The following is a 13218-nucleotide window of genomic DNA, read 5'->3' as shown; positions in this document are numbered from 1 at the left end:
CGTGTCATGACACGCAAGCAGAAGCGATTGTCGGTGATTGTCGGCGGATTGGCCTTCCTGGGTGCCGCCACCGGGCTGACCTTCTACGCGCTTGGCCAGAAGGCCTCCTATTTCTACATGCCGGCCGACCTCACCACGGCGAGTGTCCAGCCCGGCCAGCGCATCAGGCTCGGCGGTTTGGTCGAAAAAGGCACCATCCAGCGCGGGCAGGGCGCGACGGTCGCCTTTTCGGTCACCGACACGCGCAAATCGGTCAGGGTCACCTATACCGGCATCCTGCCCGACCTTTTTCGCGAGGAGCAGGGCGTCATCACCGAAGGCAGTTTCGGTCCGGACGGCGTCTTTGTTGCCGACAGCGTGCTTGCCAAGCATGATGAGCGCTACATGCCCAAGGAAGTGGCCGACGGGCTTAAGGCCAAAGGTGTCTGGCAGGAGAGTAAAAGTGAGTGAAGGGCATGGTTGAAACCGGACATTTCGCCCTGGTCCTGGCGTTCGCGCTTTCGCTGGTGCAGACGATCGTGCCGCTGTTCGGCGTGCGCCTCGACAACCAGCGCCTGATGGCTGTCGGTGGTCCAGTCGCGGTGACTGGTTTTGCCCTGACGGCGCTGTCCTTTGTCGCATTGGCGAGCGCCTATGCGAACTCCGATTTCTCCGTGGCGAGCGTCTGGGAAAACTCGCATTCGCTACAGCCGATGATCTACAAGATCACCGGAACCTGGGGCAATCACGAAGGCTCGATGCTGCTCTGGGTGCTGATCCTGACCTTCTTTGGCGCGCTTGTCGCCGCTTTCGGCTCCAACCTGCCGGCGACGCTGCGCGCCAATGTGCTGGCCGTGCAGGGCGCTATCGGCGCTGCCTTCTTCCTGTTCATCCTGGCGACGTCCAATCCTTTCATCCGGCTCAATCCGGCGCCGATAGAGGGCCGCGACCTCAATCCTGTCCTGCAGGATCTCGGCCTCGCCATTCATCCGCCGTTGCTCTATCTCGGCTATGTCGGCTTCTCGATCTGCTTTTCCTTCTCGGTCGCCGCCCTGATCGAGGGCCGAATCGATGCCTCCTGGGCGCGCTGGGTGCGGCCATGGACGCTGGTCGCCTGGATGTTTCTGACCGGCGGCATCGCCATGGGGTCGTACTGGGCCTATTACGAACTCGGCTGGGGTGGCTTCTGGTTCTGGGATCCGGTCGAGAACGCCTCCTTCATGCCGTGGCTGGCGGGCACCGCGCTGCTGCATTCGGCGATCGTCATGGAGAAGCGGTCGGCGCTGAAGATCTGGACGCTGCTGCTCGCCATCCTCACCTTCTCGCTGTCGCTGCTCGGCACCTTCCTGGTCCGCTCGGGCGTGCTCACCTCGGTGCATGCCTTCGCCACCGATCCGGCGCGGGGCGTCTTCATCCTGTGCATCCTGACGCTGTTCATCGGCGGCTCGCTGGCGCTGTTTGCGCTGCGCGCCTCGCGATTGACGGTCGGCGGCCTGTTCCATCCGATCTCGCGTGAAGGTGCGCTCGTTCTCAACAATCTGTTCCTGACCACGGCGACCGCCACGGTACTCGTCGGCACGCTCTATCCGCTGGCGCTGGAGGCGCTCACCGGCGACAAGATCTCGGTCGGGGCGCCGTTCTTCGACCTGACCTTCGGCCCATTGATGCTGCCGCTTCTGGTCCTCGTGCCGTTCGGCCCGCTGCTGGCCTGGAAGCGCGGCGACGTCATCGCCGCGTCGCAGCGCCTGATGGCGGCCTTCGCCACGGCGCTGGCGGCAATGCTCGTCACCGGCCTGTTTATCGACGGCGCGTCGGTGTTCGCGGCCCTCGGCATCGGCCTTGCGGTCTGGCTGGTCACCGGTGCGCTGACCGACCTTGCCGTCAAGTCCGGCGTCGGGTCGGTTGCGCCGGCCGTCATGCTCAGGCGCTTCGCCGGCCTGCCGCGCTCGGTCTTCGGCACAGCCCTGGCCCATCTCGGCCTTGGCCTGACCTTGCTCGGCATCGTCGCCACGCTCTCTTTCGGCACCGAGAAGATCCTCACCATGCGCGCCGGCGAGACGGTGGAATTGTCTGGCCATACGCTGCGTTTCGTCGGGCTTTATCCGGCGCAGGGGCCAAACTACAGCGAGGACCGTGGCCGCTTCGAGCTGATCGGTGTCAGCGGCAGTCCCGTCGGCGAAATCAGTTCCGCCAAGCGTTTCTATCCGGTGCGGCAGACGACGACGACGGAGTCCGGCATCAAGACCCTCGGTCTTTCCCAACTCTACATCTCGCTTGGTGACGAAGCCAAGGACGGCTCGGTCGTGGTGCGCCTGTGGTGGAAACCGCTGGTGACGCTGATCTGGGGCGGCGGTCTGGTGATGATGGCGGGCGCCGCCATGTCGCTGATGGACAGGCGTCTGCGTGTCGGCGCGCCGTCGCGTCGGCGCAAGCAGGCGAGCGCCGAGGCGCCCGCGGTCCTGCCATGAAGGCAAGGTTCTCCGCCGCGTTGCTCGTCCTGATGCTGGCGCTCGGCTTTGCCGGCACGGCACTGGCGGTAAAGCCTGACGAAATGCTGGCCGATCCGGCGCTCGAGGCGCGGGCGCGGGCGCTGTCGGAAGGCCTGCGCTGCATGGTCTGCCAGAACCAGTCGATCGACGAATCCGACGCCGACCTTGCCCGCGACCTGCGCATCCTGGTGCGCCAGCGCCTCGTCGCCGGCGATACCGACCAGCAGGTCATGGACTATGTGGTCTCGCGCTACGGCGAATTCGTGCTGCTGAAGCCGCGCTTCGACCTGCGTAACGCGCTGCTTTGGGGCACGCCTGTGCTGTTGCTGCTGGTCGGAGGCGTGTTCATCGTGCTGACCGCGCGCTCGCGTCGGACCCTGGCGACAAAGACCCTGTCGGCCGACGAGCAGGCGGCATTGGACGCTATCCTGCACCGCGACTGACGGCTGCCGTCGCCCGCCAACATTACCAAAGTTTCATGTGTCGGAAATGGCGCGGTAATGTGTGCCGCTCTAATTCTCCTTGCCTGAGGATGCCGATCAAGGCGCGTCCCTTTGAAGAGGATACGAGACCACCATGAATATTGCCCCCAATTCATATTCCCGCACCCGCAAGCGTCTCCTGGCTGCCGCCGCTTCCGTCGCCGTTGCCGGCGTGATCGGCGTTGGCGCGCTGACCAGCGGAACCAGCCCCGTTCTGGCCGATGCCGTACGCGTCGAGGCGCCGCAGGTGCAGGGCTTCGCCGATGTCGTCGAGCACGTTTCGCCCGCCGTGGTCAGCGTCAAGGTGAAGGCCAAGATCCAGCCGACCGCAGATGATGGCTCCGATGGCCAGGACGGCTTTGACAATCTCCCCAACAATCCGCAACTGCGCCGCTTCTTCAAGGAATTCCGCGGCTTTGGCGACCAGGGCGGCCAGGATGACGAAGGCCATCGCCGCTTCGGTCACCGCGACCGCGGCAATGACCAGCCGCGCCCGGTGGCGCAGGGCTCCGGCTTCTTCATCTCCGAGGACGGCTACCTCGTCACCAACAACCATGTCGTCGAAGAAGGCACCGCCTTCACCGTGGTGACCAATGACGGCAAGGAACTCGACGCCAAGCTGGTCGGCACCGACCCGCGCACCGATCTCGCCGTCCTCAAGGTCGAAGGCGGTGGCAAGTTCACCTATGTCGACTTCGCCGATGATTCCAAGATCCGCGTCGGCGACTGGGTCGTGGCCGTCGGCAATCCGTTCGGCCTCGGCGGTACCGTCACCGCCGGCATCGTGTCGGCGCGCGGCCGTGATATCGGCGCCGGCCCCTACGACGATTTCCTCCAGATCGACGCCTCGGTCAACCGCGGCAATTCGGGTGGCCCGACCTTCAACCTCAATGGCCAGGTCGTCGGCATCAACACCGCGATCTTCTCGCCCTCGGGCGGCAGTGTCGGCATCGCCTTCGACATCCCTGCCTCGACCGCCAAGCAGGTTGTCGAGGACCTGATGAAGAGCGGCGCGGTGCAGCGTGGCTGGCTCGGCGTCGAAATCCAGCCGGTCACCTCGGACATCGCTGAATCGCTCGGTCTGAAGTCCAACAATGGTGCGTTGGTTTCGAGCGCCCAGGACGATGGCCCCGGCAAGAAGGCCGGCATCACGGCTGGCGACGTCATCACCCAGGTCGACGGCAAGGATGTTGCCTCGCCGAAGGAACTCGCCCGCCTGATCGGCGCCTATTCGCCCGGCAAGTCGGTTGACGTCACAGTCTGGCGCGACGGCAAGAGCCAGGCGATCAAGGTCGATCTCGGCAAGCTGCCGGCCAGCGACAAGCAGGCCTCGAACGACCACCAGCAGCAGCCCGCCGCTCCGGCAAAGCCTGATACGCTGGCCGATCTCGGCCTCACCGTCACCAAGTCCGAAAACGGCAAGGGCCTTGTGGTGACCGATGTCGATCCCGACAGCGCCGCGGCTGACCGCGGCATCCAGCCGGGAGACATCATCACCGCGGTCAATTCGAACGAAGTGAATGGCACCGAGGATGTCACCAAGGCGATGACCGACGCGGTGAAGTCCGGCCGCAAGGCGGTGCTGATGCAGGTCACCCGCGACAACAACAATCGTTTCGTCGCGCTGCCCGTCGCCAAGGGCTGACAACGACTTTTCCGGTGCGGCGGTATCAAACACCCCCGAGCCGCCGCATGGGAAAGCATGGAGCCGGGTACGTTAGTCAGTCATCGTGCTCTCCTCCAGCGGCAGCGGGCCTCCCATCGCCCGCTGCCGCACATTTTGAAAGCCGCCTGAAAACGCTGCCACGGGCCTGGGCCGAGCGAATGTGATGATTTGCCCGATCATGCCCCGAAGCAGGCATGTTCGGGATGAAGACAACCAGAGAACAAGATTTTATCGCGCGCGACCTCGATCATCTTGATCGCGGCGCGCTTTGGCAAAGGCTAAAATGCAGATGCCGGCTACTCAACCTTCCAGCGAAATCGCGTATAACGGCCCTATGAAGATTCTCGTCATAGAAGACGATCGCGAGGCTGCCGATTATCTGCAGAAAGCCTTCACCGAGGCTGGTCATACCGCTCATGTCGCTGGTGACGGCGAGACCGGTTTCGCGCTTGCGGATGCCGGCGACTATGATGTGATGGTCATCGACCGGATGATGCCGCGCCGCGACGGTTTGTCGGTGATTGCCGGTCTTCGCTCACGGGGCAACACCACGCCCGTGCTGATCCTGTCGGCGCTGGGCGAGGTCGATGACCGGGTCACCGGCCTGCGCGCCGGCGGCGACGACTATCTGACCAAGCCCTATGCGTTTTCCGAACTTCTGGCTCGCGTCGAGGTGTTGAACCGCCGTGCCAGTGCCAAGGAAGCCGAAACCGTCTACCGGGTTGGCGATCTTGAACTCGACAGGCTGTCGCATTCGGTGCGCCGGGCGGCGCGCGAGATCACCCTACAGCCGCGCGAGTTCCGCCTGCTCGAATACCTGATGCGCCACGCCGGCCAGGTGGTGACGCGCACCATGCTGCTTGAAAATGTCTGGGATTATCATTTCGACCCGCAGACCAATGTCATCGACGTCCACGTCTCGCGGTTGCGCGGCAAGATCGAAAAGGGCTTCGACAAGCCGATCCTGCATACGGTTCGCGGCGCCGGTTACATGTTGAAGGGCGGCTAGGGCATGATCCCGAAAAGTGGATACCGGCGTTCGGAAAAGATCATGCTCCAACAAAGAGCTAGATCAGCATGACGATTCGACCAATCGTCGCGCTGATCTAGGCGACAGCATGGCTCTTTCCGTGCCGGCCATCATGAAGACGACGGCAGCGCGGCTTTCGGCGCTCTACCTTCTGCTCTTCGCGCTCTGCGCCGTGCTGCTCGTCTTCTACATGACCTCGCTGTCGGCGCGCATGCTGACGGCGCAGACGCAGGAGACCATCAACGACGAAGTGCTGGGCCTCGCCCGCGCCTATCAGCGCGGCGGCCTGCCCGTGCTGGTGCGCGTGGTCGAAAACCGCTCCCGCCAGCCTGGTGCCAATCTCTATCTCATCGCCGATGCCAATGGCCAGATCCTGACCGGCAACGTGCAAAGCCTCGAACCGGGGGTGATCGACACGGAGGGCTGGACGACCGAGCCGTTCTCCTACAAGCGCTTTGGCGAAGGCGAGCTTGACCGCCTGCGCAGCGGAACGTCAGACCAGACGCCGCCGCCTGCGACCGGCGAGAACGCGGTGCAGGCCGAAGGCGAGAAGGGCCACAACGCCATCGCCTTGGTGCTGCGGCTGCCCAACCAGATGATCATGCTGGTCGGCCGCGATCTTGGCGAGCCGGAGCGTTTTCGCGCCGTCATCCGCCGAGCGCTGACGCTGGCGCTTGGCATGATGGGGCTCGGCGGACTGCTAATCTGGTTCTTTGTCGGCCGTGCCGCGCTGAAACGCATCGACAGCGTGTCGGAGGCCAGCCGCCGCATCATGGGTGGTGATCTCTCGGGCCGGCTGCCGGTGACCGGCGCCGGCGACGAATTCGACCGGCTTTCGGAGAATCTCAACTCCATGCTGGCCAGGATCGCCACGCTCAACGAAGGCCTGAAGCAGGTCTCCGACAACATCGCGCATGATCTGAAGACGCCGCTGACCCGGTTGCGCAACCGCGCCGAAGCGACACTTTCGGGCAAGCACAAGCCCGCCGATTACCGCCAGGCGCTGGAAGGCACCATCGCCGAGTCCGACCAGCTCATAAAGACCTTCAACGCCATCCTGATGATCTCCCGGCTCGAGGCTGGATATTCGTCAGAGCACACCAACCGCGTCGATCTGGCAGCGGCCGTGCGTGATGTCGCCGAGCTCTACGAGCCGGTGGCGGAAGAGGCCGGCGTTTCGCTCGAAGCCGAAGTGAATGGGGCTTTTCTCGTCGACGGCAACCGCGAGCTGATCGGCCAGGCGCTGTCCAACATCGTCGACAACGCGATTAAATATTCGACGGACTCCACGTCCAAGCCGGCTGTTCGCGTGACGTTCGAGCGGACCCATGGCGAGATCAGGCTTTGTGTTGCCGACAACGGCCAGGGCATTCCCGACGATGCCGATCGGGCCCGGGCGACCGAACGCTTCGTGCGGCTGGAGAAAAGCCGTTCGCAACCGGGCTCCGGCCTTGGCCTCAGCCTCGCCAAGGCGGTCATGAGTTTCCATCATGGGCGGCTTGATCTCTTGCCTGGCAATCCGGGACTATCCGTGGTCATGAGTTTCCCCGCACGGGAGGATCACTGATGGCTGCGGTTGCGAAACGGACGATCACGGACTGGTTATTGAAGCCGGTGGCTGGGCTCGCCCCTCTCGACGAAGGCCGGTCGCGGCAGGAACTGGCCGAGATCGCCGCGGCGGCACGCGAAGAAGGGTTGACGCGGCTGGCCAAATTCCTGGCCGGCAAGGGGGAGGGGCAGGATTTCCTGGCCGCCGTCTTCGACCTCTCGCCGTTTTTGCGCGACACGGCGCGTCGCAGGCCTCGTATCCTGGATGCTCTTTTCGAACAGCCGGTCGAGGCGCGCCTGGAGGCGATCACCGCCGCGATCGAACAGGCGCCGTTGGCCGAGACGGTCTCCGAGTCCAACCTGATGATGGAGCTGCGCCACTGCAAGGCCGAGGCACATTTCCTGATCGCGCTGGCCGATCTCGGCGGTGAGGCCGAAACGTCGCTGACCGTGCGGCGGCTGAGCGATCTTGCCGATGCCTGCACGCGCGCGGCCGTCGACTTTCTGCTGCGCGACGCGCATGGCCAGGGCAAGCTCAAACTGCGGGATCACGACAACCCGTCGCTGCAATCGGGCTGGATCCTGCTCGGCATGGGCAAGCTTGGCGCGCATGAGCTGAATTTCTCCTCCGACATCGATCTTGTCGTCTTCTTCGATCCGGAAGCGCCCGCCGTGGTCGACCCCCTCGACGCCACGGAGCTGTTTTCGCGGCTGACGCGCCGCTTGGTGCGCATCCTGCAGGACCGCACCGAGCACGGCTATGTCTTCCGCACCGATCTCCGGCTGCGTCCCGATCCCGGTTCGACGCCGCTGGCGATCCCGGTTGAAGCGGCTCTGCGCTATTACGAAGCGCGCGGCCAGAACTGGGAACGCGCGGCAATGATCAAGGCGCGTCCGGTGGCCGGCGATCTCGCTGCAGGCGCCGCCTTCCTCAAGGAACTCCAGCCCTATATATGGCGCAAATACATGGACTACGCGGCGATTGCCGACGTCCACTCGATCAAGCGCCAGATCCACGCCCACAAGGGCCATGGCGAGATCGCCGTGAAGGGCCACAACGTCAAGCTCGGCCGTGGCGGCATCCGCGAAATCGAGTTCTTCGTCCAGACCCAGCAGCTCATCGCCGGCGGCCGCTTTCCCGAACTGCGCGGCCGCGAAACCGTGCCGATGCTCGGCCAGCTCGCCGCGCGCGGTTGGATCACCGCTGACGCGCGCGACGCACTCGCCCGCCAATACTGGTTCCTGCGCCGCGTCGAGCATGCTGTTCAGATGGTGGCGGACGAGCAGACGCACACGCTGCCGGAAGACGATGAAGGGCTGGAGCGCATCGCCCACATGCTGGGCTTTGCCGATGCGGCGGCGTTTTCCCTGGCATTCCGCGCCTCGCTGCAGCAGGTCGAGCGCCATTATGCAGCACTGTTCGAAACGGCCCCGGAGCTTTCGGCGGGGATTGGCAATCTGGTCTTCACCGGCGATGTCGATGACCCCAACACGCTGCAGACCTTGCACGGTCTCGGCTTCCAGCGGCCGAGCGACATCTGCCGCGTCATCCGCGGCTGGCATTTCGGCCGCTATCGCGTCACCCAGTCGGCGGAGGCGCGTGAGCGGCTGACGGAGTTGACGCCGGCGCTGCTCAAGGCCTTCGGCCAGACGCGCCGGGCGGACGAAGCCTTGATCCGTTTCGACGAATTCCTTGCCGGCCTGCCTGCCGGCATCCAGCTGTTCTCGCTGCTGCAGTCCAACCCGGCGCTGCTCAAGCTGATGGCCACGATCATGGGCGCCGCGCCCCGGCTGGCGGCGATCATCACGCGCCGGCCGCATGTGTTCGACGGCCTGCTCGACCCGGCCTTGCTGACTGAACTCCCCGACCGCGCCTATCTCTCGGCACGGCTTTCCGCCTTCTTGGAAGGCGACAGGGCCTATGAGGAGGTGCTCGACCGGCTGCGCATCTTTGCCTCTGAGCAAAAGTTTCTGATCGGCGTGCGGCTGCTTGCCGGTTCGATCGATCCGGCCCGCGCCGGCCGCGCCTTTTCCGATCTCGCCGATCTCACCATAGAGGCGGCGCTGCAGGCGGTGACCGCCGAATTTTCGGCGCGCCACGGCACGATCGCCGGCGGCGTGGTTTCGCTGCTCGGCATGGGCAAGCTCGGCAGCCGCGAATTGACCGCGGGGTCGGACGTCGACCTCATCCTGCTTTACGACCATGACGCGGACGCCGAAGACTCCGACGGCGACAAGCCGCTGGCGCCTTCCCACTACTACACCCGCATGACGCAGCGGCTGATCTCGGCCGTATCGGCGCCGACGGCGGAGGGGGTGCTGTACGAACTCGACCTGCGGCTGCGACCGTCCGGCAACAAGGGGCCGGTGGCCACCCACATCGATGCCTTCAAGAAATACCAGCGCCAGGAGGCCTGGACCTGGGAACACATGGCGCTGTCGCGGGCGCGTGCCATTGGCGGCGATGCCGGCCCGTGCGCCGAGGTCGAAGCGGAAGTCGCAGCCGTGCTTGGCCAGCCGCGAGACGCGGCAAAGGTCAAGACCGAGGCTTCGGACATGCGCGCCATGATCGAGAAGGAAAAGCCGGCACGCGATCTCTGGGACATCAAGCTGATCCCCGGCGGGCTGATCGACCTTGAGTTCATCGCCCAGGTGGCTGTCATCACCGGGCAGGTCGAGGCCGGGCCGCGTGTCACCGGTACGGCCGAGATTTTGTCCCGCCTCGCGCCTGGCTTCGCCAGTGCCGGGGTCAGGCAGGAGCTTGGTGCCGCCTTCGCACTTTATCTGGCGCTGACCCAGATGACCCGGCTGTGCCTCACCGGCCCGTTCGAGCGCGACGACGTTCCGCCGGGGCTTTCGGACCTGCTTCTGGCGGTCACCGACCTGCCGGATTTCGGTGTGCTGGAAGCACATCTCAAGGAGACGTCGCAGAAGGTCAGGAAGGACTTTGACCTTCTGCTTCGTGCCGGACGACGATGAAACAGCTGTCGAAGCATCGGACCCAAAAGTGGAAGCCGGTTTTGGGAAAATCCGATGCTCGAACAAAGAGATAGAGCGGCAACAGGATCGACGATCCGCCGCTCTAGCATCGGGGGTGACGATGCAACAGGAGAAGACCATGAGAAAGTCAACCAAGCTTGCCCTTGCCTTCGCAGCACTTGCCGGCGCCGTCGGCACCACCGCCTATGCCGAAAACAATGCCAGCGCGAAAATGCGCGACGGCATGATGGCCCGCCTCGACAAGGCGATGACCGCGTCAGACGGCGCCATCACCTTCGACCAGTTTTCCGACGCCATGAACGCGCGGCTGAAGAAGCTCGTTGCCGACAATGGCGGCAAGCTGACCGTCGCCCAACTCGCCGACGCACTGGAGAAGGCGCGCTTCGAGCGGATGGCCAGGCGCATCATCGCCCGCTACGACACCAAGGGCGACGGCACGCTGACCACGGATGACATCACCGGTCGTGAGAAGAAGGTGTTCGCCATGCTCGACAAGAACAATGACGGCAAGATCGAGAAGAGCGAACTGCCGAAGGGCCATCGCTTTGGCCATCTCCGCCAATCGGATGATGACGACAGCGTCCAATAAGATTGTTTGATCCAGGCTCCGGCGATGTCGCTCGGAGCCTGCCGCTCAAGCGGCGGCCTTGACCGCCGGCGGCGCCTTCTTCACCGGAATGCGCACCGACACGATCGTGCCGACACCTTCGGTCGAACGGATCTTCAGCGCGCCGCCCTGGAGCTCGGCCAGCGAGCGTGAGATGGCGAGGCCGAGGCCTGATCCGGCGTGGTTCTTGGAGAACTGGTTCTGCACCTGTTCGAAGGGTCGGCCGAGCTTGCCGAGCGCCTCTTTCGGGATGCCGCAGCCATTGTCCTCGATGGTCAGCACCAGCGCGCCGGACGTATTGCGGGCCCTGACCGATATATGGCCGCCCTGGCCGGTGAACTTCACCGCATTGGACAGGAGGTTGATGACGATCTGCTTGATCGCCCGGCGATCGGCGAACAGACTCAGCGCGTCGGCGATGCGCGTTTCCACCGTGATCGCCTTTTGCGCGGCCTGCAGCGAGACGACGCGCACCGTCTCGCTGATCAGCGGACCGAGGTCGATCTGCTCCTGGTCCAGCGAGAACTGGCCGGCCTCGATCTTGGACATGTCGAGAATATCGTTGATGACGCCGAGCAGGTATTTGCCGCTGCTGTTGATATCGGTGGCGTACTCCTCGTAGCGCGACGAGCCCAGCGGGCCGAACAACCCCTGTTCCATCAGCTCGGAAAAGCCGATGATGGCGTTCAATGGCGTGCGCAGTTCATGCGACATGTTGGCCAGGAATTCGGACTTGGCCCGGTTCGCCGCCTCGGCGCGCTCGGTTTCCTTCATGTATTTGCGATTGAGATCGACCAGTTCGCGCGAACGTTCCTCTTCGGCCCGCCGCGCGAGGCTGAGATCATGGATCGTCGCCATCAGCCGGCGCTCGCTGTCGACCAGCTTCTCCTGGTGCAGCTTGATCTGGGTGATGTCGGAGCCGACCGAGACGATGCCACCATCCCTTGTCTTGAGTTCATTGACCTGCAGCCAGCGGCCGTCGGACAGCTGCCGCTCGAAAGTGGCGCCGCCTTGCGGACCATTGGTGTTGGCAAGCCGGCGTTCGGACGCAAAGGCCAGCATCCGCCCTTCCAGCGAAGCGCGTGTCACACCCGGCATCACGTCGCGATCCGACAGCCCGTTGTCCTGCTGGTATTTGGAGTTGCACATGATCAGCCGCTGCGCCGAATCCCACAGCACGAAGGATTCGTTGATGTTCTCGATCGCCGTCCTGAGGCGAAGGTCGGCAGCTTCGGAACGCAGCGCCAGATGGCGCTGCTCGGTGACGTCGACGGCGATGCCGATCAGCTGGATTTCCGGCGCCTCCGGATCCATGACCTGCGCGCGAGCACGCATCCACACCCATTGGCCATCGGCATGCCGCATCCGGAACACCTGGTCGATGTGGTCGATTTCGCGGGCGACAATTCTGTTCGCGAGCTCGAACAGGTCGCCGTCTTCGGGATGGATGATCTCGTCGACCTCGCCGAAGGACAGCATCGTATCGCAGGGCTCGTAGCCCAGCATGTCGTACATGGAACGCGACCAGTACATCTTGCCGCGCACCATGTCCCAGTCCCACAGACCGCAGCGGCCGCGCACCAGCGCCATGTCGATGCGCTGATGCGCTTCGAGGTAGATGCGGTCGGCGGCCTGGGCGCGCGCCGCCTGCCCGAAATAGGCGTAGAGGATGATGATCAGCACCCCGGCCGTCAGCACGAACAAGGTGACGTTGAGCGAGACGGTCTTGCGCCACGTGTCGAAGACCGCCTCCTGCGGCACCAGCGCCGCCGCGGCTCCCTTCCGATCCTTGGCCACGCTGACCGCGGCGTACCAGTCCCGGCCGCCGATGTTGACCTCCATGACGCCGGCGCGGTCGCCGAACATGAACAGCGGCTGGCCGCCCTGGACGAGGCCGTCGAGCGAATGGCCCTGCCAGGGCATCGAGCGCGGCGTCACCGCGATGATCCTGAAAGCGCTGTCGGTGATGACGAGCACATGGCTGCGGCCCATCGCGCCCTGGCGGCTGGTGGTCTCCAGCAGGTCCTGGACGGCGCCGGGCACGGTGTCCGAGGTGGTGGCCAGCGAACTGGCCAGCTGACCCGCCGCCAGCGTCAGGATCGCCTTGGCGTCGCGCTCGACATCGTCGCGCTCATTCATCAGCGACAGCACGCGCAGCGCCGCGATGACGAGCAGGAAGATGATGATCAAGGCCGGTATCGACCGGCGCAGCAGCGGTTCGGCGGCCAGAAGCCGCTTGTAGGCCGGTTCGGCAATGAGCCGCGTATTCCCGGCAAGGCCGTCGCTGCGCGTCTCGCGACGCGCAAAAACCATCCCACCGGGCGCGCCCCACGCGTCCGCCTTTGCCATAAATGGCACTCCCCGAATTTGCCTATGCTGCTTTGTGATCCGGCAAACGCCGCACTTCCGAATCGTCA

The 13218-nt window shown here is 64.5% G+C and carries 9 protein-coding genes; 8 read left to right on the top strand and 1 reads right to left on the bottom strand.

Translation table 11 applies throughout. The features are described 5' to 3' along the window. Window positions 1-6 precede the first annotated feature (6 nt). From ccmE to FJ546_RS00485, 8 genes are all read left to right on the top strand, one after another. Window positions 7-450 (top strand): cytochrome c maturation protein CcmE, encoded by a 444-nt coding sequence (gene ccmE / locus FJ546_RS00520; protein ID WP_140887259.1) that lies wholly within the window; start codon window positions 7-9, stop codon window positions 448-450. 5 nt (window positions 451-455) lie between these two features. Further along, window positions 456-2447 carry a heme lyase CcmF/NrfE family subunit gene (locus FJ546_RS00515; protein WP_140888013.1) on the top strand — a complete coding sequence of 664 codons (1992 nt, stop codon included), beginning with the start codon at window positions 456-458 and terminating at the stop codon, window positions 2445-2447. After that, on the top strand, window positions 2444-2911 hold the full coding sequence (locus FJ546_RS00510; protein ID WP_140887258.1) for a cytochrome c-type biogenesis protein: 468 nt from the start codon (window positions 2444-2446) through the stop codon (window positions 2909-2911). Before FJ546_RS00515 ends, FJ546_RS00510 begins: the two co-directional genes overlap by 4 nt. 133 nt (window positions 2912-3044) lie before the next feature. Then, window positions 3045-4595 carry a Do family serine endopeptidase gene (locus tag FJ546_RS00505; RefSeq protein ID WP_140887256.1) on the top strand — a complete coding sequence of 517 codons (1551 nt, stop codon included), beginning with the start codon at window positions 3045-3047 and terminating at the stop codon, window positions 4593-4595. Between the two features lie 355 nt (window positions 4596-4950). After that, window positions 4951-5625 (top strand): response regulator transcription factor, encoded by a 675-nt coding sequence (locus tag FJ546_RS00500; RefSeq protein ID WP_027046649.1) that lies wholly within the window; start codon window positions 4951-4953, stop codon window positions 5623-5625. A 109-nt stretch (window positions 5626-5734) separates the two neighbouring features. Beyond that, window positions 5735-7213 carry an ATP-binding protein gene (locus FJ546_RS00495; RefSeq protein ID WP_140887254.1) on the top strand — a complete coding sequence of 493 codons (1479 nt, stop codon included), beginning with the start codon at window positions 5735-5737 and terminating at the stop codon, window positions 7211-7213. Further along, window positions 7213-10173 carry a bifunctional [glutamine synthetase] adenylyltransferase/[glutamine synthetase]-adenylyl-L-tyrosine phosphorylase gene (locus FJ546_RS00490; RefSeq protein WP_140887253.1) on the top strand — a complete coding sequence of 987 codons (2961 nt, stop codon included), beginning with the start codon at window positions 7213-7215 and terminating at the stop codon, window positions 10171-10173. Before FJ546_RS00495 ends, FJ546_RS00490 begins: the two co-directional genes overlap by 1 nt. A gap of 139 nt (window positions 10174-10312) precedes the next feature. Then, window positions 10313-10783 (top strand): hypothetical protein, encoded by a 471-nt coding sequence (locus tag FJ546_RS00485; protein ID WP_140887252.1) that lies wholly within the window; start codon window positions 10313-10315, stop codon window positions 10781-10783. Between the two features lie 45 nt (window positions 10784-10828). On the opposite strand, the gene FJ546_RS00480 is transcribed toward FJ546_RS00485, so the two are convergent. Then, entirely contained in the window at window positions 10829-13150 is a 2322-nt protein-coding gene (locus FJ546_RS00480; protein WP_140887250.1) for a PAS domain-containing sensor histidine kinase, read from the bottom strand. Window positions 13151-13218 lie beyond the last annotated feature (68 nt).

The organism is Mesorhizobium sp. B2-4-19, assembly GCF_006441315.1.
Taxonomy (GTDB): Bacteria; Pseudomonadota; Alphaproteobacteria; order Rhizobiales; family Rhizobiaceae; genus Mesorhizobium.
The sequence above is the reverse complement of the archived record's forward strand: the minus strand, read 5'-3'. Positions and strand labels throughout refer to the sequence as shown.

Bases quoted from the DNA above. Each gene is read 5' to 3' on its own strand.
- ccmE (WP_140887259.1), top strand. From the start codon at position 7: ATGACACGCAAGCAGAAGCGATTGTCGGTGATTGTCGGCGGATTGGCC.
- FJ546_RS00515 (WP_140888013.1), top strand. From the start codon at position 456: ATGGTTGAAACCGGACATTTCGCCCTGGTCCTGGCGTTCGCGCTTTCG.
- FJ546_RS00510 (WP_140887258.1), top strand. From the start codon at position 2,444: ATGAAGGCAAGGTTCTCCGCCGCGTTGCTCGTCCTGATGCTGGCGCTC.
- FJ546_RS00505 (WP_140887256.1), top strand. From the start codon at position 3,045: ATGAATATTGCCCCCAATTCATATTCCCGCACCCGCAAGCGTCTCCTG.
- FJ546_RS00500 (WP_027046649.1), top strand. From the start codon at position 4,951: ATGAAGATTCTCGTCATAGAAGACGATCGCGAGGCTGCCGATTATCTG.
- FJ546_RS00495 (WP_140887254.1), top strand. From the start codon at position 5,735: ATGGCTCTTTCCGTGCCGGCCATCATGAAGACGACGGCAGCGCGGCTT.
- FJ546_RS00490 (WP_140887253.1), top strand. From the start codon at position 7,213: ATGGCTGCGGTTGCGAAACGGACGATCACGGACTGGTTATTGAAGCCG.
- FJ546_RS00485 (WP_140887252.1), top strand. From the start codon at position 10,313: ATGAGAAAGTCAACCAAGCTTGCCCTTGCCTTCGCAGCACTTGCCGGC.
- FJ546_RS00480 (WP_140887250.1), bottom strand. From the start codon at position 13,150: ATGGCAAAGGCGGACGCGTGGGGCGCGCCCGGTGGGATGGTTTTTGCG.